Raw genomic sequence first — 19183 nt, forward strand, 5'->3', positions numbered from 1 at the left:
TTCATTATCATCATTTCCTGTATACTCATTTATAAAAATTTTAATAATATGAATAAACCACCTATAGCAAAACAAATACCTTTTTCGTACACAGTTGGCAAACACACAATTCAAGATGAGTATTTTTGGCTTCGTGATAAATCCTGGCCCAATGTTTCTAATAAAGAAGTCTTAGATTACCTCAAAGCCGAAAATGATTATGCAGAAAAAGCGTTTTTTGGTAATTTCAAACAAGAAAAGCAAAAACTTTTCGATGAAATCAAAGCGCGTATTAAGCTAACTGACAAGTCTGAAGAAGTTCAAAGGGATGAGTATTACTACTATAGCCGTACAGAAGAAAAATTAGATTATCCAATATATTGCCGAAAAAAAGGTTTAGATGGAAAAGAAGAAGTATTTTTAGATGTCAACCTTTTAGCAAAAGGAAAAAAATACACCAAAATTGGAGCAATGTCAGTATCCCCCGATCATAGTATGATTGCTTACAGCATAGATCACCAAGGCAATGAGCGCTATACTATTAAGATTCTGGATTTAAAAACTGGCAAATACCTAAGTGAAAATATCAAAGATACCATTGGAGCAATTGTTTGGCATCAAAATCCAGATAAATTAGGTTTATTTTATACTCTTGCTGATGAAAACTGGCGTGCTACACAAGTATTTTTTCATCTACTTCATTCAAAAGAGCCTGATCAGCTGATATTAAAAGAAGAAAATCCTTTATATCACTTTAATTTGGGATTATCTTCAAGTAAAAGATTTTTATTGATAAATGATGGCGGAGGTCAAGAAAACCAAATGTATACCATCGACTTATTCACTTTGTCTATTATGCCTAAGCTATTTAGCCCAATGCGTACTAAAGTGCTGTATAGTTTGGACCATAATAAGGATAATTTCTACATTCTAACAAATGATATAAGTAGCCAATTCAGATTAGTTACAACAAATCTTCAAGACACAGAAGATAAATTTTGGCAAGAATATATCCCAGCAGATAAAGATGGATATTTAGAATCATTTAATATAACGCAAAAATACCTCATACTTAACTACAAAAAGCAAGCATTACCAATTATCAAAGTTTTGGACCTTGATAGCAAAGAGGAAAAACAGCTCAATTTTCCTGATGCATCATACACTGCAAACGGATACTCAACAAACTTTTTTATAGATGATATAAGGGTTGCGTACTCATCACTCGCAAGACCAAATACAATCTACTCATATAACTTTCAAGAAAATAGGCTCGATGTCATTAAGGTAACTGAAATTCCTAGCGGCTTTGATCCAAATGATTACCAAGCCGTGCTACATTGGACAGAAAATAATGGCTTCAAAGTTCCTGTTAGTATTTTATACAAAAAGTCATTAGTGAAACTTGATAGCTCAAATCCTTTATACCTATATGGATATGGATCTTATGGAATAGGCATGACCCCAGCTTTTCGCTCTAGCATCATTTCTCTTGTGGATAGAGGATTTGTATTTGCTATTGCACATGTTAGAGGTGGAGATGAACTTGGATATGAGTGGTATGAGTCAGCAAAATTTTTGAATAAAAAACATACATTTGAAGACTTTATTGCGGTTTCAAAGGATTTAGTTGCCAATCACTACACATCAAAAGGCAATATCGTGATCTGCGGAGGAAGCGCTGGAGGACTATTAATTGGTAATGTTATCAATACTGCGCCAGAACTCTATAAGGCAGCAATAGCTCATGTACCATTTGTTGATATATTAAATACCATGCTAGATAGCTCTCTGCCTCTGACGCCTGGAGAGTATAAAGAATGGGGCAATCCCGCGGAAGATGATAAAATTTTTGATTATATCAAATCTTATTCCCCTTATGATAATGTGCAAAAAAAACACTATCCCGCTCTTTTTATTACAACTAGTATAAGTGATCCTAGAGTTGGTTACTTTGAACCGGCAAAATGGGTTGCAAAACTTAGAAAAAATAAGTTAGATAATAATATGCTGCTGTTTAAGACTAATCTTGATACCGGACATCAGGGTGCTTCTGGAAGATTTGACTACTTAAAAGAGGTTGCAGATGATTATCTATTTATACTCAAAATTTTTAATATAAACATATGAGAAGCATTTTAAATACATTACTGATTTTTGGCGCGCTATACCTTTTGATGAATAACGCATACAAAAAAGAGGTTAAAACAGCAGAGACTTCCGAACAAAAAGTAACTCAAAGCACCCCCACCGACACAAAAATTGCAAATGAGATAGCAACAGAAAATCAAACATCCCAAAAACCTCAAGTAGAAAAGTTAGGTTTTTTAAGTAATTTTGCCGCAAATGTTGTAGTCAAGATGGCTGAATCAGAAAAAGGTTCTGACCTTATATTAAAGCTTGTCAAACCTCTAACAGTTCGATTAAATCAACCAGTTGTTAAGACTAATAACACTGTCTTTTTTGATCAAACATTTGAGGTATTGAATATTAATCCTATTACCCAAGATAGCACGAAAATTGCTTATTGTGGTGCTGAAGTAGTTATAGATTACCATATTTCTAAACAAGGTCTTAGGATCGATACCAAAGAAAATCAACGTATTATCCTCGGAAGAGGCGAAGCTCACCCTATTATAGAAAATCTCGTAGTAGGTATGCAAGAGGGCCAAAAGCGCAGGGGCAAAATTCCCTATCCATACTTAGGTAAACTATCTATTTATACTAAAAATGATGAAGATAAGGAACCTAATGTTAACGTTGAAGTCAGTTTAATAGAAGTACTCTCTCCAGAATTGCATAACATTAAAATTTTTGATGATGCAGTCTCAGTAGAAGCAACACAACTTTGTGGATATCCCATATCTTGCAACGCGCGCATATCCAAAATTGATGGAACAAAATTATGGGAAAGCAAAATTAATTATCAGCTAGGAGATAAAGTATTCCCCACAATATTTTCATATAGTCTGTTTAATAAATTACCCGAATCAACGCGTACAGTAATCTCACCATTTAAGTATTTAGATAAGCTGATCGATAATATGGTCGATTCATCTGTTAATCCCGATGAATTTGTACTGATTGAATTTAAGTAACACAAACCCGTAATCTCCCACCCAAAAAGCTAGACAGTTTAGGGGAAGACTTGCATACCAATATATAATTGAATCTGATTCAATTAACCTACTTCTTCATCATTTTTCTTTAACTCTCTTATGGATACATGTACCTTTTCTAATTTACGTAGTACTTTTTGCATTACCCTTAAATGTTTTTGTTTAGCATCCTCTTTAGACTTTTCTATAGCTATACATGCTTCTTCTAACTCATCAGGATTTTTATAATACTCCCAAAATTCTCTCAAAGTCCCCTCATCTTTATAATTTTTAAAATATCCCCAAAATTCTCTCAACAATCTTTCATCATTATATAGACACGATCTTTTTATAAGTGGATTAAAATTAGATAGAATATATTCTTTTCTAAGTTCATTTTTACCATCTCCTTCAATTTTATTAATTGTTTGATGTATTAAATCTTTGACATGATCAACAGCTCTTAATTTCTCCCAACGTTCATACTTCAGTCTATCCATCTGATTTTTATCTGGCGGTAAAGGATATTTATCAAGTTGTTTTTCTAATGACTTATGAGCATAAGGGGCAATTAAAAAAAGAGATTTTAAATCTTTTATAATATAATTAATACTAATCCAATCTAAACCTTTTAAGCTTTCTTTAAATGTATCTGAGTCGAGGACAGGCTTAAAATTAAATGCTATTAATAAAAAACTTGTCGCATCGATTTCATCCGCCATACCCCAGGGAGTTTCAAAATTCGTTAATTGATGATACATACCTTGTTGTTCTTGGTCTGTAAGGTCTGGTAATGCTCCCAATAATTCATCCGTAATATGTATCCATTCCATAATATCTACCCATTTAAGTTGCTTAATTCAATTATATCAGCTCCCAAAATAGATCAAATATAATATTCCATTTTTATTTACCCTTATTTAAAAATTATTAAAAATAAACGTCTAAAGCTTGTTAAAATTCTTCTTGCTGGGGTCAAATATTAGTATTATGATTGTGTAAACTATACAAAAAAGCTTTAAAAAAAATGGAACCCTCGCGGTAGGTGTTACCTTGATCTCAAAGTTAACTCCTGATCAACTTTCATCGGTCTATTTAGCGGACTTTTTAGCATATTTAATAACTTTTCATACACAACAAAATGGATACAATCTTAAAAAGGGACGGTCAAATCGTGAGCTTCGATCCCAACAAAATTACCAGTGCCATCGAAAAAGCAGCTTTAGCTACAAAAGAATTTGATACAAAGGTTGCAAAAGACTTAACTGCAAAAGTTCTTGAGCTAACCGAAAAGCTCATAGATCAAAAGCACGTTAAAGCACCTAGTATCGAAGAAGTCCAAGACATGGTTGAAAAAGTTTTGCTGTCTTCCGAATATAAAAAAACTGCAAAAGCATACGTAATATACAGGGAAGAACATGCCAAAATAAGAGAATTCTTAAAACATGCAAATACAGATATGGTTGACGAATATTTGGACAAGCTTGACTGGCAGGTGAATGAAAATTCAAACATGTCATACTCCATACAAGGCTTAAACAATTATATCTCTTCCAAAATAAGCAAAAACTACTGGTTAAATAGAATATACCCTTACTACATACGAGATGCACATTCAGATGGAGATATTCATATCCATGATTTAAATGTGTTATCAGTTTATTGTGTCGGATGGGATTTAAAAGACCTTTTATTAGAAGGTTTTAAAGGAGTGCAAGGCAAAGTTGAAAGTGGCCCCGCAAAACATTTTAGAACCGCTTTAGGACAAATTGTTAACTTTTTATATACCCTTCAAGGAGAGGCAGCTGGTGCCCAAGCATTCTCAAATTTTGATACATTACTTGCGCCTTTTATTAGATACGATAATCTTGATTATGACCAAGTTAAGCAAGCAATGCAGGAGTTTTTATTTAACCTAAATGTACCAACACGCACAGGGTTTCAAACTCCATTTACTAATATTACCATGGACCTAACAGTGCCAAGTTACTACGCAGACCACAACGTAATTATAGGGGGCCAGTTCATGTCAGAGACTTATAAAGATTTTCAACACGAGATGAACTTAGTCAACAAAGCATTTTTCGAAATTATGATGGAAGGAGATCGAAGCGGCAGGGTTTTCACTTTCCCAATTCCAACATATAACATAACAAAGGACTTTGATTGGGATAATCGTGACCTTGATGGGCTATGGGAAATGACAGCCAAATATGGAATTCCGTACTTTTCAAATTTCATCAATTCAGATATGAATCCAGAAGATGCAAGATCAATGTGCTGCAGACTCAGAATTGATAATAGAGAACTTGATTATAGAGGTGGCGGGTTATTTGGTTCTAATCCACTGACGGGATCTATAGGGGTGGTTACAATAAATCTGCCAAGGATTGGCTTTACAGCTAAAAATAAAGAGGAGTTTTTTAAGATTCTTGAAGAAAAAATGATTTTAGCCAAAATAAGCCTCGAGCTTAAAAGAAAAGTGTTGGAGCAATTTACAGATAAAAATTTATACCCATATGCAAAATTTTATTTGAGAGATATAAAGAAAAGATATGGAGTTTATTGGAAAAATCACTTTTCAACCATCGGCCTTATCGGTATGAACGAAGCATGCCTAAATTTAATAGACACAGATATTGCTTCAGAGAAAGGTAAAAGTTTTGCTCTTGAAGTCATGAACTTTATGCGAAATAAGATGATAGAATTTCAGCAAGAAACAGGACACAATTATAATCTAGAGGCAACACCAGCCGAGGGCACATCTTATAGACTTGCAAAAATTGATAAAGCTAGTCTTGTTTCTATTAAATGCGCAAATGATTGCAATACCACGTATCCTTTTTATACTAATTCAACACAACTTCCTGTAAATCATACTGATGATATTTTTGAAGTACTAGACCACCAGGATGATATTCAAACTAAATATACTGGAGGTACCGTAGTTCATATTTTTGCCGGTGAGAGGATTCATGATGCTCAAAATATCAAAAATTTAGTTAAGAAAATTTGTATAAACTATCATCTTCCATATTTTACGTTCACACCAACCTTTAGCACTTGCCCTAATCATGGATATCTCAAAGGTGAGCATCCTACGTGTCCTGAATGCGGCTCTGAGTGTGAAGTATATTCAAGAGTTGTGGGATATATTAGACCCATAAAACAATGGAATGATGGGAAGAAAGCTGAGTTTAAAAAACGTAAAACATATACTGTTGAAAAAAGTTATGCTGATAGGAGGACTGCATAAAATTTCATTAATTGATTATCCACAAAAACTTGCGGCTATAGTCTTCACTTACGGATGTAATTTGAGATGTCCGTATTGCCATAACCCTGAGCTTTTTAGTCCTAAAAAAGATCGTTTAATACCAGAGTCTCAAGTTTTTGACTTTCTGAAAACAAGGATAGGAAAGCTTGATGCAGTCGTAATTTCGGGAGGTGAGCCGTGCTTGCAGAAAGATCTTATAGAATTTATGCAGAAAATTAAAGATATGGGATTTTTGCTTAAACTAGATACTAATGGCAGCTTTCCTCAAAAATTAAAAGAAATAATAGATCTAAAAATTGTCGATTATATTGCAATGGATGTAAAAGCACCTCTTGATAAATATAGATCTATTACGAACTCAAACATCAATACCGATAATATTCTGCAAAGCATTAATATTATTATCAATTCACAAGTGGATCATGAATTCAGAACTACGGTAGTTAAATCTCAACTTTCAGAAGAAGATATTCTTCAAATAACCTTTTTGATCAAAGGGTCAAAGAGGTATTATTTACAAAAATTCGTCCCTTCAAAAACCTTAGATCAAAGTTTCAATCAACACACATCTTACGGAAAGGACGAATTGATTGCCATAACATCCCGTATTGAAAGTGACGGATTAAATTGTTTTATCAGATAGCTTAATAAAAGATAATTGGGTTATTATCTAGCAAGGAACATTACCTCCCCTGATCAAGGTGCTTTTAAGATTGACGATTCAAATGAAAAATACCTATTGTACTAATATTGTAGTAATATATAAATATATCAACCGAAATGGTAATTGTTATGCCAGATGAAACACAAAATGCAATCGCATCACCTATAGATGAAGACAATACAAACCTACTTCACCAAGCTATATTTGAAGCAGATTATAAAAAAGTAGAAAAATTATTACGGGAAAGAAAAGTTAATGTTGATGCCGAAAACACTTACGGAGATAAACCATTGTATGTCGCAGCGCTATATAACCAAGTGCAAATTGCTAAAATTTTGCTTGATTATGGGGCAAAATCCAAATGCGAGGTCTGATGGTAGTACAGCCTTAAGAATGGCTGCTAGGCAAGGCAATATAGAAATGTTAAAGCTATTGTTAGATAGAGGAGCAATTGTTAATACCGAAAATTGCACTTTGTTGCATGCTGCTGCTGAAAGCATAAAAGATCAAGAAATTGAGGCTGAGCAAAATGATGGCTGGCAAGTAATGAAATATCTCATACAACACTATCCTTTAGACCCTTATGGAAGAAATCAAACAGGGTTAACCCCTCAGGATATCTTGGTACAGATAGATTGGTCATTTGAAGATTATTACTCAAAATTAGTTGATGAATGGAGAAATCAAAAAGATGCATCACTATCAGGTGAATTTTGATCTAATTCCTAGCATGATAATAAAGTGATAGAGGCTCAAGTTAAAATTACACATACAGGAGCTGATGAAGCTAAATATGAGCTTAGTTTTTACCGATAAGGTTATTAATGCGTTGTAGTAATTTTGCTCATATATCAGGTCGTTAGGCCTAAAATTGATTCTCAATATTACACAGAACATTCTGGGGCGAAATTTAATACTACCCGAAGATTGTGGAGAATTTATCCCGGCAGCTGCTTGATAATAAATTTCACTTTGAATTTAAGTCTGCCTTTGGTATAATTGCCTTTGTGTTAAAATTTAGAGTTGAAATTTATGAAAAGAACTTACCAACCAAGTAAGCTAGTAAGAAAAAGAAGGCACGGTTTTCGAGCTAGAATGGCAACAGCAGGTGGCCGCGCAATACTGAATAGACGTAGAAAAAAGGGACGTAAAGTCTTATCCGCTTAAATCACTGTAGCGATTTATCATCTTTTAGGGTCTGTAGTTCAGCGGTTAGAGCACCTCGCTCATAACGAGCGTTGTCGCAGGTTCGAATCCTGCCAGACCCACCATAATTAACATCTCATCATGAAACACTGCATATTTTGCGGAATTGTTGCACAGACCCAAAAGAGCCATATTATATGGGAATCAGAAAATCATATAGCTTTTTTGTCTATTTTTCCAAATATGAAAGGCGTTACGGTTGTAATACCCAAAAAGCATTTTTCTAGTTATGCTTTTAGTTTAAACGATGAGGAACTAACGCAGCTAGTGCTTGCAGCTAAACATGTTGCTGTAAATATCTTGGATAAGAAATTAAAGGGGGTTGGAAGAACTGGTTTAGTACTTGAAGGATTTGGAGTGGATCATGTTCATGCTAAGCTATTTCCTCTACCCAACACCGCTTCTTATGCAAAAAATTGGCAACAAATTCAATCAAATGTAGATCATTATTTTCATGAATATCCTGGATACATTTGTACTAATGATGGCCCAAAAGCTGATGATCAAGAATTAGCAAAACTTGCTAAGAGATTAAGCAACAACAACTATTAGCCTCCACTTCGCCCATTACATCTTGACCCGTCTCTTCTACCACATTTCTACTTTTAGGTGTATCTAAATTGATAGAATAAACTTCTTGTTCACTTTGATTTACAGATACGTGATCTAATCCGATATAATTATGCTTTGTTATAATTTCTCTTATATCAGTCTCTATAGCAGATTCAATCAGAGACAACTTATTTCCCAATATCTTATCTAATTCACTATCTTGGTATTCTACAGTAGACCTATACGAATAAATAATATGGAATATAGCTTTTGCTTGCTGTTCTAAATTATCACCAGCAAAAACCTTATCAAGTTGCTCTTGTTCTAAAAAGCAAAGTAGAGTATTTTTATCATCCACATCTATTTTAGCTCCTAAACTACAAAGCAATAAAACTACATTATACTTTTTAAAATCTATTGCTAGTTTCAAGGGAGAAAGACCAAGATTGTTTGTTGCATTAAGACTGATACCATTTTCTATCAAAAATTCTATAACCTCTGAATTATCATCTGAGGCCTTTTTACTTAAAGCATGATGTAATAGAGTGTTACCCTCCTGATCCGATATATTAAGATTCCCTCCTTTCATATAGAACTTTTTTATGAGCTCAATATTACCCAAGGCTACTGCATTATATAAAAGATTTTGATCTATATTTTTAGGCGACTCAATTGTTCCACAAGTTGTCTTTATATTTTGAATGAATTCTACCGCTTTAGGATTATCATACCTATTTGCATACTTGAATAACCTTTCCCCTACGGTAGCTGATATATGAGCCTCAACCCCATAATCAGCAATCCACTTTGCTGCAAATATCTGGCAATTAATGTTGTAGGTATCATCTTCTAAGTTAAAGAAAGTCGCTGTGAAATCGATCTCTCTTACTTCAAGCCATTTTAAAATACTGGATTTTTGGTGCATCGCAGCATATTTAACTAAATCTTGAACATTTCTCATCTTTAACGGCACCCCATCCATATATTTTTCTAGGGTACTCAGCTTATCTATCCTGCCACGCTTACAACATTCATAAATTAACGAGATTACGAATTCTTCTAAGAAACCTTCCGATAGACCATGCTCTACAAACCAACTTATCAGTTCGATTCTTATTGCTTTAACACCAGAACCATCCGACATAGATCCTTCATTATAAAGTATATCAGCTCCAACTTCTTCAATATCTTCTGGAATAACGCGAGCACCATAAGCCTCTAATAATTTTAACACTTTTACATTTTTTGTATCAGACTTAATAACTTCGTCAAAAGGAGTATCATCATCATCATTGATTTGATTAACTGCAACGCCCTTACTTAAAAGCCAATGAATAATAGATATATTATTTTGACGTACTGCAATGTGAAGAAGATTATTATTATACTTATCCTTTCTTTTTAAATCTTCACCATTTTCAATTAAGTAATTAATAACTTCAAAATTGCCACTTTGAATAGCATAAAAAATAGGCGTTTGACCATCTTTATCTGCTTGATTTAAATTTATTTCTTGAGACTTTAAATATTTTAAAACGTTTAAATGACCGCTCCAAGCCGCTCTATGTACTGGAGTCATTAGCTGATAATTTACCTCATCAAGCTCCAATCCTTGCTTTCTTAGGTACTCCATAACATCTACCTGACCATCTAAAGCAGCTATATGCATTAGAGTATTTGAATTTAAAGGCTGCGTTAGATCAAAATCTATGCTTTTAAGCCATTTCAATATTTCTACATCTAACTTAGGGTTCTGCGCACTATCCCTATCCCTTAAATATTTCTTTATTTCAACACCTAGGTCAGAATACCATTTCATTACATGAAGCTGCATGGCATTCATCGCACAAGATATTAGGTCGACCCCATAACTACCCCTCAAAGGATTAACATCTTGCTCTATGAAATATTCTGCTATATGAATTTGACCATTTTCTAGAGCTGTACGCATTGGACAAGAATCATAACTTCTATCTGGATCCTGAAGACTTACCCCTAGTGAAACTAAAAGCTTTACCGCTTCAAGGTGTCCACCACTAATTGCTTCGTGCAGTGGAGTTTTATCTAAATGCCCCGGAGAGTTAAAGTTAGCCCCAGAATTTATTAAAAGGCCCATAAGTACCGTGTTACCTTCACGAGCAGCTAGATGCAACGGTGTCCAATTATCTGAATTTTTAGTGTCTACACTTAGCTTATGCTCTTCTATAAGATATTTTGACGTAATCGTCTGATGTAAAAAAACATCCTCCCCTTCATCACTTTGGGCATCTTTAAACTCATCTGCCAATTTATTAACCTTCCCCTCTGCTATATGATGAAGTAAGTCTAAGTCTTCTAAATCTCTCGCCCCTAAACCTTTTGCTATGAACCACTTAATAACATTTAAATTACTAGACCTTGCAGCCAACTGAATAGGAACCATACCATTAGGCCCCTCAAGGTTAAGGTTAAGACCTTTTTCAAGTAGCGCTTCTAAAAATTCTCCTCTTACTCCACACGCTAATGCATGCGCTAAACCCCATGCATTAGGTGATAGAGCATGCAGAGCCGCTCCTTGACGCAATAAAAGCATTATTTCATTACCATCTCCTTTTAAGGCTGCAGCAAATAACAAGTTGAATTTTTTCTGGCCTAACTCACCTAAGATCGGAAATGATACTTCTTCTAATTTATCAGGATAAATCTTTGCCTCATTATTCATATCTATGTCAATAGAAGACATTGTGAATCTCTTATGTAAATTATTTGCTTTGGAGATCCTGTTATGTGTGTCAATGGTTGGCATATCGCATATTATTAAATTATAGTTCAGTAATATACTAAAAAATATAATATATAACAGTAAAGTAATTTAAAAAATAAAAAATTAATAATGTTTGGGATCTTTTAACAAAGAAAAAATCAAATAATAACTTATAGGAAATCTTTGTTATTACTACTTTTATCTCTAGTATACGATAAAAATAATGAATTATTTTTATCATAACCTTCTATTCTGAAATACTCGAAACATATTAAAGACTATGATTACGAACAAAATGGACATTTTCTAGCAAAAGCTATTAACAATGCAAATAAAGACAGTGCTCTTTTAATACATAACGAAAGTAATGATGACTGGGTTAACATAGCGATGACACTTTTAGACGATCCAACAATCGCTACACATTATGTACCTGTCAGAGATCTAGTTAAATGTTTGGCAGAAGGTAATATAGACTTAGCAATAAAATTATACCATTCTCCAGATAATCACGAATTGCAGTATAGAGCAAACGGGTTATTAAGCGAACTCATCTATACAGCCCAGAGCAATAAACAACTGTTAGCTCAAATTAATGAGATAAACCATTCACTATGCATCATAACCTTCATCAAAAATCTAAAAAACACTAAAGAGAATGGTGGCTCAATCAACGAAATGCAAAATACAATATAAGTATGAAGAAACTGACACCAAAAGCTGCGAAACTATACATCACTCAAATACAGGTTTAAAAAAATTCTACAAATAAAACTTCTCAACAAAATCATACTAAACAAACTAAAGCTTCCTTCAACTGGTTAAGCCAAAAGTTTTTTAATAAAAATTCTAAAATAGCCGCAACCGACAACACTGAAAAACAAAAATCTACAACAGGTTCGCCAAAATCATTTCAAAAAATAGATAACACGAACATGCAAAATATAACTAATATGGAAGAAACGAATAAAATCCCAGCAAAATTATACGATAAGTATCACCAATCACAATACTCAGCAGACGACCTAGAAATTTATAGCACTACAGTTGAGATTACTGGAGATGACACAGATTAGACTCTGCAGGTTTTCAGGAAATGTAGTTTGCACATACTTCGTAATATTTTGTAATATAATAATCCTATAAATTTATCGTTTTTGGATTATTATAATGAAGGATTATATTAAATTAACGTAAATATTATGAATTATCAAGCTACCATTTGTACATCTATGAGTTGTTATGGAGAGGGTGTACATGGTGGCAGGATGTCTCAACTGATTTTAGAGCCCGCTCCTGCAAACACTGGAATTGTTTTTATTCGCACAGATGTTACAAAACATCCAAACGTAATACAAGCAACATATAATAATGTCACAGAAACTAACCTTTCAACAATAGTTTCAAACGAACACGGAGTAAAAGTATCTACTATTGAACATCTCATGGCCGCTCTTTACAGCTTCCAAATTGATAATCTTATTATTAAAATCGATGGTCCCGAAGTTCCTATTATGGATGGTAGCAGCAGACCATTTATCTTCATGCTAGAATGTGCTGGCACTAAAATATTAGATACCAAAAGAAAATCCATTAAAATTTTAAAAGAACTTGAAGTATCTCATGGTGATGCGTTTATAACAGTTAAGCCCGATGATACTCTTGAGATTGACACATCTATAGATTTTGCAAGCAGCATCATTGGAAAGCAGCAAATGACATTTAACAATAATAGTATATTTAAAGATGAGATTGCTGCAGCACGTAGCTTTGGGTTTGTGCGCGATTTAAAATACTTAAACAGCAGAGGTCTTGCTCTTGGCGTTAGTCTTCAAAATGCTGTTGGAATCGATGAGCAAGATAAAGCATTAGTAGATCTACGTTTCGAAGATGAATTCGTAAGGCATAAAATCTTAGACTCAATAGGTGATTTTTACACCGCTGGCAATGTTATCGGCAACTTCCGCTGTCATAAAAGTGGTCACTTTTTAAACAATCAAATTCTTCGCAAAATCTTTTCAGATTCAAGCAATTATATCGTTTGCTAGAAGCATTGCTGAAAAGATATCACTAAAACTCTAGGAAAACGTAATGTTATAAAGTATTCTATTTTGTGATAATAACAAAATACACATATCAAAATGGACGGTAAGGAGATAGATTTGATATCAGCAATAGATAAAAGTGACTTGACAACTGTAGAAAAACTTTTAAGTCAAGGAGTTGATATAGATAGTCTTGTTCTACAAAAAGTTGCTGCATGTCAGAATATAGAAATAGTAAGGGCAATATTAGAAAAAATCCCTAATCCAGATAGACAACAAAGCGACAGGCCCACTCCTCTGCAAACAGCAGTAGAATGTAATTCTCCTGAAGTTGTAAAGCTATTCCTGGATAAGCGCGCAAATCCTAACCTGTATAACCGAGGTAACGGAAAGACAATATTATTTAGCGCCATAGAAAGAGGAGATACTGCAATGCTAAGGCTACTCTTAGATTATGGCTTAAACGTTGATGAACCTATTTATCGCACAGGAATATATAGAATCCGCGAAAGAGATTCTCGAGGATTTAGAACTCTTAATGGAGAACGCACTCAGGAGATTAATAGAATAAAAACCCTACCACCTGAGGCTTATGCACGTGAACGTGGATTAACTGAAATAGCTACAATGATAGAAGAACATCGAAAGTCAAAAGAACAAAAAGCTAGCTACGATTCTTCAACGATTGTCGCTGAAGGCTATATTAGTGAGGGAACAGACGTTACGAATCGTACAAGTTGGGTTGGATCAATTTCTGACAAACCCCCTTCTCCAAAGCAAAGATGAAGAAATTATAGTTTTGACAGATGAGTCAACTTAGAAAATTTATCACACCTTTATTCATTAAAGCGTTTTAAGAATTTTTGCTTGACAAAAAGGACCGCAGAAACGATTATAAAACTTGTCTAATATAGAAAATTTCTCTAATGTTAAACAAAGATTTATACATCTCTGCTCTTAAGCAGATGCTTCTTATCCGCAGGTTTGAAGAAAAATGTGCCCAATTTTATGGTATGCAAATGATAGGTGGTTTTTGCCATCTATACATAGGTCAAGAAGCCGTAGTTGCAGCTACATTTGCTGCAAAAAAGCCTAACGATCCAACAGTGACAAGTTATCGCTGCCATGGTCATACTATTGCATCTGGAATAGATCCAAAATACGTTTTTGCTGAGCTCTTAGGTAGAGATACTGGCTCGTCAAGAGGCAAAGGAGGTTCAATGCACCTATTTAATACAGATGGTCATTTTTATGGAGGCCACGGTATTGTTGCTGCCCAAATTCCAATAGGAACAGGTCTGGCTTTTGCTCAAAAGTATAGAAAAACAGGCAATATCTGCTATACATTTTTAGGAGATGGTGCTGCCAACCAAGGTCAAATGTTTGAGGCATTTAACATGGCTGAGCTTTGGTCTTTACCAGTACTTTACATTATAGAAAACAACGAATACGCTATGGGAACATCTGTTGCAAGGTCTACAGGTGAGTCTCATCTATATAAAAGAGGAGAGTCTTTAGGTATTAAAGGCGCGCAAGTTGATGGTATGGATTTCGAAAAAACTTATACAGCAATCAAAAAGGCTACCGATGAGATAAGAAAAACTAACATTCCTCAAATTTTGGAAGTAAAAACTTATCGCTATCGTGGCCATTCAATGTCTGATCCAGCTACTTACAGAACTAAAGAAGAGGTAGAAGGATATAAGGCAAATGACCCAATCGAGCGTATAAAAAAGCAGATTGTAGCTAAAAAGTACTTAGATGAAGCGCAGATAAAAGAGATGGATCAAGAAATTAAGCAAGTCATTAAAGAGGCTGCAAGTTTTGCAGAAACCTCTCCTCTGCCTCAGGAACAAGAATTATATACAGATATCTATATACAAGTATGACTCAAATTACAGTTAGACAAGCATTAAGAGATGCGATGTATGAAGAAATGAAGGCTGATGAAACAGTTTTCCTTATGGGCGAAGAAGTAGCACAATATAAAGGTGCCTATAAGGTATCACAAGATTTGCTAGAGCATTTTGGACCTGAACGAATTATTGATACACCTATTACAGAGCACGGATTTACTGGTCTTGCAATTGGCGCTGCTTTTGGAGGATTAAAGCCAATAGTTGAGTTTATGACCTTCAATTTTGCCATGCAAGCAATCGACCAGATCATTAATTCTGCAGCCAAAACGCATTACATGTCAGGTGGGAAGATTAAATGTCCTATAGTCTTCCGTGGACCAAATGGTGCAGCAGCTAGAGTCGCAGCTCAGCACAGCCAAAATTATTCTGCATGGTATGCTCATGTGCCTGGACTAAAAGTTATTGCGCCATATAGCGCAGAAGATGCAAAAGGCTTATTAAAAAGCGCTATTAGAGATCCTAATCCTGTCATCTTCCTAGAAAACGAGATCTTATATGGACATACTTTTGATGTACCAGATGAGGTGAGCGATATAGAAATTGGTAAGGCTAGAATTGTGCGCACAGGAAAAGATGTCACAATCATAAGTTTTTCGCGCCAAATGGAACTAGCCATAAAAGCAGCAGATGAGTTAGCAAACTTAGGAATTGATGCTGAAGTAATTGACCTTAGAACCTTGCGGCCACTAGATGAAGATACAATACTAAGCTCAGTTAAAAAGACTAATAGAGTTGTTACTGTTGAAGAAGGGTGGTTTTTTGCGGGTATTGGAGTTAGTATCGCTGGAATCATTATGCAAAAAGCTTTTGATTATCTAGATGCTCCTGTGGAATTTGTGACAGGTAAAGATGTCCCGCTGCCTTATGCTGAAAATCTAGAGAAATTAGCTCTACCTAGCTTAGATGAAGTAATTGCTGCTGCAAAAAAAGTGTGTTATATACAGAAATAAATATAAAGTTGCTATGCCTATAAATATTTTAATGCCTGCTTTATCGCCAACTATGACGAAAGGAAATTTGATCAAGTGGTATAAAAAAGAAGGAGATGAGGTTTCATCCGGAGAAGTTATTTTTGATGTTGAAACCGATAAAGCTACTATGGAGGTTGAAGCTCCTGGAGATGGGAAGTTAGGCAAAATTGTTATAGGAGATCAAAGCAAGGATATAGCAGTAGGTAGTATTGTCGGGTTGCTTTTAGAAGATGGGGAAGAGGCAAGTAATTTGCAAGTACCTGAAAAAACTCCTGAGCCTTCTAGTCCAAAAGCTGAGCCAGAAGAAAAAGTACATATCGAAATTTCTGCACCAGCTTGTAAATCTCAGGCGCCAGAAAAACCAGCAGAAAAAGTTTTTGTATCGCCTCTTGCAAAAAGAATGGCCGAGCAAAACAATATTAATCTAAAAACTTTACAAGGTAGCGGCCCTAACAACAGAGTCGTTAAATCAGATATCTTAGCGTTTTTAGCAAACAACGGACTAAGAGTAGTAGCTCAAGAGGTAGAGTTGGTACCACACAGTGCTATGAGGGTGGCAATTGCATCAAGGTTAACAGAGTCTAAACAAACTATACCTCATTTTTATCTAAATATTGAGGCACAAGTTGATGAATTGCTAAAGGTTAGGAGCGCGATTAACTCCAAAAGCAGTACCAAAATCTCTATTAATGACTTCATTATCAAAGCGTGCGGCCTAGCTCTTAAAGAGCTACCAGGAGTAAATAGCAGCTGGAGTGATGAAGGTATTAAAAGGTATAGCAGCGTTGATGTATCAGTTGCCGTATCTGTAGATCAAGGCTTAATTACCCCTATCATTAAAGATACAGACCTTAAATCTTTATCTAATATTTCGAATGAAATGAAAAGTTTAGCTACTAGAGCTAAAGAAAACAAGCTTAAATTAGAAGAGTTCCAAGGAGGAAATTTTACTATATCTAACCTAGGAATGTTTGGTATTAAGCATTTTGCTGCAATTATCAATCCTCCTCAATCTTGCATCTTGGCAGTTGGTGCCTTAAATCAAAAGCCTGTAGTGAAAGATGGTCAAATTGTTGTAGGGAACGTAATAGAATTTACTTTATCATGTGATCATAGGGTAGTAGATGGGGTCTTAGGAGCTGAGTTCTTGAAGTTATTAAAAGGCTATCTAGAAGAGCCGCTTAGTATTTTAATATAAAATTATATGCAAAAATTCGACTTATTAGTAATAGGCGCAGGTCCCGGAGGATACGTTGCAGCTATAAGAGCAGCGCAGTTAGGTATGAAAGTTGCTATTGCTGAAAGAGAGCATTTAGGAGGGATTTGTCTAAATTGGGGATGTATACCCACAAAAAGCTTACTTAAATCAGCTGCAGTATTAGATGCTATCAAGCATGCAAAGGATTATGGAGTTGAGGTTAGTGCTCCTAAAGCAAGTTTAGCTAGTATGGTCGAAAAATCTAGAGAAGCTGCTGCCAAACTTGGTCAAGGTGTTAAGTCATTATTAAAGAAGAATAAAGTCGAAATCATAGAGGGGGAAGCTAAGTTACTTGGTAATTCAAAAGTTTCGGTAGGCGCCAATACATATGAGGCAAAAAATATCATTATCGCAACGGGTGCAAGGGCTAGAGTAATTCCCGGCTTAGAATTTGATGGTTCAAAAATCCTATCTTATAAAGAGGCAATGATTCAAAAGGATTTACCAAAAAGTATAGCAATTATCGGTGCAGGTGCAATCGGCATTGAGTTTGCATCTTTTTATAATTCCTTAGGGTCTAAAGTTACTCTAATCGAAATGCAAGATAAGATCTTGTTCAATGAAGATGAAGAAATTGCTACAATCGCACATAAGTCTTTCGAGAAGAAAGGAATCACGATTATTACAGAGGCTAAAGTTAAAGGCGTGAAAAAAGGTGCTCAGCTAACACTAGAATTAGATACTAAAAAAGGACCATCTAGCTTGCAAGTTGAAAAGGTTATTGTCGCAGCTGGAGTTGTTGCAAATACCGAAAATCTAGGGCTTGATAAGACAAAAGTTAAAGTAGTTGATGGCCAAATCAAAGTTGATGAATACTTGCAAACTGATGAAAAGGGAGTATTTGCTATTGGAGACGTAATATCAGCACCTTGGCTTGCACATAAAGCAAGTCATGAGGGAATACTGTGCGTAGAGTTTATGGCAGGTCACAAGGTAAAGCCTATCGATAAAACTAATATTCCAGGATGTATTTATAGTGATCCACAAGTAGCAAGTGTTGGACTTACTGAAGCAAAGGCTCGCAGCTTGGGTAAAGAGATAAAAGTTGGTAAGTTTCCATTTTTTGCTAATGGTAAAGCAATTGCATCAGGATACACTGAAGGCCTTGTTAAAACTATTTTTGATGCAAAAACGGGTGAGCTTCTAGGTGCGCATATGGTAGGTCCATATGTTAGCGAAATGATCAATACTTATGTTCTTGCAAAAACATCTGAACTGACTGAGCAAGAAATTATACATACAATCTTTCCTCATCCAACATTATCTGAAATGTTGCACGAATCCGTACTAGATGCTTATGGTAAGGCTATACATATTTAGATAGCCTTTGCTAATTTTTTGCATAATATAAGATCTTCTTAAAATATTTACTAAAAATAACTAGAGATTTAGTCAAATCGTATAGAAATTGACAAATGATAGTTACTCAAAAAGAATTAGTTTGTTAACAGTGCCTAGTCGCAAGCTACTG

Annotated in this window: 18 protein-coding genes and 1 tRNA gene; 17 read left to right on the forward strand and 2 right to left on the reverse strand. The window is 34.8% G+C overall.

The window, feature by feature from the left end:
• The first annotated feature begins 48 nt into the window (after nucleotides 1-48).
• Together phytr_RS04255 and phytr_RS04260 are read left to right on the forward strand one after the other, a co-directional pair.
• Nucleotides 49-2109 (forward strand): S9 family peptidase, encoded by a 2061-nt coding sequence (locus phytr_RS04255; RefSeq protein WP_106874639.1) that lies wholly within the window; start codon nucleotides 49-51, stop codon nucleotides 2107-2109.
• Nucleotides 2106-3077: a hypothetical protein gene (locus tag phytr_RS04260; RefSeq protein WP_106874640.1), complete on the forward strand. Its 972-nt coding sequence runs from the start codon at nucleotides 2106-2108 to the stop codon at nucleotides 3075-3077. The genes phytr_RS04255 and phytr_RS04260 overlap by 4 nt, the downstream gene beginning before the upstream one ends.
• An 83-nt stretch (nucleotides 3078-3160) precedes the next feature.
• Here the strand turns inward: phytr_RS04260 and phytr_RS04265 are convergent, their stop codons facing one another.
• Nucleotides 3161-3910, reverse strand: a complete 750-nt coding sequence (locus phytr_RS04265) for a hypothetical protein (protein WP_106874641.1) — start codon at nucleotides 3908-3910, stop codon at nucleotides 3161-3163.
• A gap of 308 nt (nucleotides 3911-4218) precedes the next feature.
• Here phytr_RS04265 and phytr_RS04270 point away from each other — a divergent pair, with 308 nt between their 5' ends.
• The 7 genes from phytr_RS04270 to phytr_RS04300 all read left to right on the forward strand — a co-directional run bounded on the left by phytr_RS04270 (nucleotide 4219) and on the right by phytr_RS04300 (nucleotide 8776).
• Nucleotides 4219-6333 carry a ribonucleoside triphosphate reductase gene (locus phytr_RS04270; protein ID WP_106874642.1) on the forward strand — a complete coding sequence of 705 codons (2115 nt, stop codon included), beginning with the start codon at nucleotides 4219-4221 and terminating at the stop codon, nucleotides 6331-6333.
• A complete protein-coding gene (locus phytr_RS04275; RefSeq protein ID WP_199843752.1) occupies nucleotides 6311-6997 on the forward strand; it encodes an anaerobic ribonucleoside-triphosphate reductase activating protein in 687 nt (228 codons plus the stop codon). Before phytr_RS04270 ends, phytr_RS04275 begins: the two co-directional genes overlap by 23 nt.
• A gap of 149 nt (nucleotides 6998-7146) precedes the next feature.
• Nucleotides 7147-7392 (forward strand): ankyrin repeat domain-containing protein, encoded by a 246-nt coding sequence (locus tag phytr_RS04280; protein WP_158706860.1) that lies wholly within the window; start codon nucleotides 7147-7149, stop codon nucleotides 7390-7392.
• Nucleotides 7364-7735 (forward strand): ankyrin repeat domain-containing protein, encoded by a 372-nt coding sequence (locus phytr_RS04285; RefSeq protein WP_158706861.1) that lies wholly within the window; start codon nucleotides 7364-7366, stop codon nucleotides 7733-7735. The genes phytr_RS04280 and phytr_RS04285 overlap by 29 nt, the downstream gene beginning before the upstream one ends.
• A 315-nt stretch (nucleotides 7736-8050) precedes the next feature.
• The gene (gene rpmH / locus phytr_RS04290; protein ID WP_106874646.1) at nucleotides 8051-8185 is read left to right on the forward strand and encodes a 50S ribosomal protein L34; all 135 of its coding nucleotides are present in this window, start codon (nucleotides 8051-8053) and stop codon (nucleotides 8183-8185) included.
• Nucleotides 8186-8212: 27 nt separating this feature from the next.
• A tRNA-Met gene (locus tag phytr_RS04295) sits at nucleotides 8213-8289 on the forward strand.
• Nucleotides 8290-8305: 16 nt separating this feature from the next.
• Nucleotides 8306-8776: an HIT family protein gene (locus tag phytr_RS04300; protein WP_106874647.1), complete on the forward strand. Its 471-nt coding sequence runs from the start codon at nucleotides 8306-8308 to the stop codon at nucleotides 8774-8776.
• Here phytr_RS04300 and phytr_RS04305 read toward each other — a convergent pair.
• A complete protein-coding gene (locus phytr_RS04305) occupies nucleotides 8748-11498 on the reverse strand; it encodes an ankyrin repeat domain-containing protein (RefSeq protein ID WP_158706862.1) in 2751 nt (916 codons plus the stop codon). The two genes, phytr_RS04300 and phytr_RS04305, sit on opposite strands and share 29 nt — an antisense overlap.
• A 411-nt stretch (nucleotides 11499-11909) precedes the next feature.
• On the opposite strand from phytr_RS04305, the gene phytr_RS04310 reads away from it, so the two are divergent.
• The 8 genes from phytr_RS04310 (at nucleotide 11910) to lpdA (ending at nucleotide 19032) form a co-directional block, all read left to right on the forward strand.
• Nucleotides 11910-12215, forward strand: a complete 306-nt coding sequence (locus tag phytr_RS04310; RefSeq protein ID WP_106874649.1) for a hypothetical protein — start codon at nucleotides 11910-11912, stop codon at nucleotides 12213-12215.
• A 239-nt stretch (nucleotides 12216-12454) separates the two neighbouring features.
• On the forward strand, nucleotides 12455-12595 hold the full coding sequence (locus phytr_RS06405) for a hypothetical protein (protein ID WP_158706863.1): 141 nt from the start codon (nucleotides 12455-12457) through the stop codon (nucleotides 12593-12595).
• Between the two features lie 126 nt (nucleotides 12596-12721).
• On the forward strand, nucleotides 12722-13567 hold the full coding sequence (lpxC, locus tag phytr_RS04315; protein WP_106874650.1) for a UDP-3-O-acyl-N-acetylglucosamine deacetylase: 846 nt from the start codon (nucleotides 12722-12724) through the stop codon (nucleotides 13565-13567).
• A gap of 93 nt (nucleotides 13568-13660) precedes the next feature.
• On the forward strand, nucleotides 13661-14350 hold the full coding sequence (locus tag phytr_RS04320; protein WP_106874651.1) for an ankyrin repeat domain-containing protein: 690 nt from the start codon (nucleotides 13661-13663) through the stop codon (nucleotides 14348-14350).
• A gap of 140 nt (nucleotides 14351-14490) precedes the next feature.
• Entirely contained in the window at nucleotides 14491-15453 is a 963-nt protein-coding gene (gene pdhA, locus phytr_RS04325) for a pyruvate dehydrogenase (acetyl-transferring) E1 component subunit alpha (protein ID WP_106874652.1), read from the forward strand.
• Nucleotides 15450-16433 carry a pyruvate dehydrogenase complex E1 component subunit beta gene (locus phytr_RS04330; protein ID WP_106874653.1) on the forward strand — a complete coding sequence of 328 codons (984 nt, stop codon included), beginning with the start codon at nucleotides 15450-15452 and terminating at the stop codon, nucleotides 16431-16433. The genes pdhA and phytr_RS04330 overlap by 4 nt, the downstream gene beginning before the upstream one ends.
• A 13-nt stretch (nucleotides 16434-16446) precedes the next feature.
• A complete protein-coding gene (locus phytr_RS04335) occupies nucleotides 16447-17652 on the forward strand; it encodes a pyruvate dehydrogenase complex dihydrolipoamide acetyltransferase (protein WP_106875041.1) in 1206 nt (401 codons plus the stop codon).
• 6 nt (nucleotides 17653-17658) lie between these two features.
• Nucleotides 17659-19032, forward strand: a complete 1374-nt coding sequence (lpdA, locus tag phytr_RS04340) for a dihydrolipoyl dehydrogenase (RefSeq protein ID WP_106874654.1) — start codon at nucleotides 17659-17661, stop codon at nucleotides 19030-19032.
• Nucleotides 19033-19183 lie beyond the last annotated feature (151 nt).

Source organism: Candidatus Phycorickettsia trachydisci, assembly GCF_003015145.1.
GTDB lineage: Bacteria > Pseudomonadota > Alphaproteobacteria > Rickettsiales > Rickettsiaceae > Phycorickettsia > Phycorickettsia trachydisci.

What these genes read in the sequence shown, in the direction of transcription:
- phytr_RS04255 (WP_106874639.1), top strand. Translation starts at nt 49, where the DNA reads ATGAATAAACCACCTATAGCAAAACAAATACCTTTTTCGTACACAGTT.
- phytr_RS04260 (WP_106874640.1), top strand. Translation starts at nt 2,106, where the DNA reads ATGAGAAGCATTTTAAATACATTACTGATTTTTGGCGCGCTATACCTT.
- phytr_RS04265 (WP_106874641.1), bottom strand. Translation starts at nt 3,910, where the DNA reads ATGGAATGGATACATATTACGGATGAATTATTGGGAGCATTACCAGAC.
- phytr_RS04270 (WP_106874642.1), top strand. Translation starts at nt 4,219, where the DNA reads ATGGATACAATCTTAAAAAGGGACGGTCAAATCGTGAGCTTCGATCCC.
- phytr_RS04275 (WP_199843752.1), top strand. Translation starts at nt 6,311, where the DNA reads ATGCTGATAGGAGGACTGCATAAAATTTCATTAATTGATTATCCACAA.
- phytr_RS04280 (WP_158706860.1), top strand. Translation starts at nt 7,147, where the DNA reads ATGCCAGATGAAACACAAAATGCAATCGCATCACCTATAGATGAAGAC.
- phytr_RS04285 (WP_158706861.1), top strand. Translation starts at nt 7,364, where the DNA reads ATGGGGCAAAATCCAAATGCGAGGTCTGATGGTAGTACAGCCTTAAGA.
- rpmH (WP_106874646.1), top strand. Translation starts at nt 8,051, where the DNA reads ATGAAAAGAACTTACCAACCAAGTAAGCTAGTAAGAAAAAGAAGGCAC.
- phytr_RS04300 (WP_106874647.1), top strand. Translation starts at nt 8,306, where the DNA reads ATGAAACACTGCATATTTTGCGGAATTGTTGCACAGACCCAAAAGAGC.
- phytr_RS04305 (WP_158706862.1), bottom strand. Translation starts at nt 11,498, where the DNA reads ATGTCTTCTATTGACATAGATATGAATAATGAGGCAAAGATTTATCCT.
- phytr_RS04310 (WP_106874649.1), top strand. Translation starts at nt 11,910, where the DNA reads ATGACACTTTTAGACGATCCAACAATCGCTACACATTATGTACCTGTC.
- phytr_RS06405 (WP_158706863.1), top strand. Translation starts at nt 12,455, where the DNA reads ATGCAAAATATAACTAATATGGAAGAAACGAATAAAATCCCAGCAAAA.
- lpxC (WP_106874650.1), top strand. Translation starts at nt 12,722, where the DNA reads ATGAATTATCAAGCTACCATTTGTACATCTATGAGTTGTTATGGAGAG.
- phytr_RS04320 (WP_106874651.1), top strand. Translation starts at nt 13,661, where the DNA reads ATGGACGGTAAGGAGATAGATTTGATATCAGCAATAGATAAAAGTGAC.
- pdhA (WP_106874652.1), top strand. Translation starts at nt 14,491, where the DNA reads ATGTTAAACAAAGATTTATACATCTCTGCTCTTAAGCAGATGCTTCTT.
- phytr_RS04330 (WP_106874653.1), top strand. Translation starts at nt 15,450, where the DNA reads ATGACTCAAATTACAGTTAGACAAGCATTAAGAGATGCGATGTATGAA.
- phytr_RS04335 (WP_106875041.1), top strand. Translation starts at nt 16,447, where the DNA reads ATGCCTATAAATATTTTAATGCCTGCTTTATCGCCAACTATGACGAAA.
- lpdA (WP_106874654.1), top strand. Translation starts at nt 17,659, where the DNA reads ATGCAAAAATTCGACTTATTAGTAATAGGCGCAGGTCCCGGAGGATAC.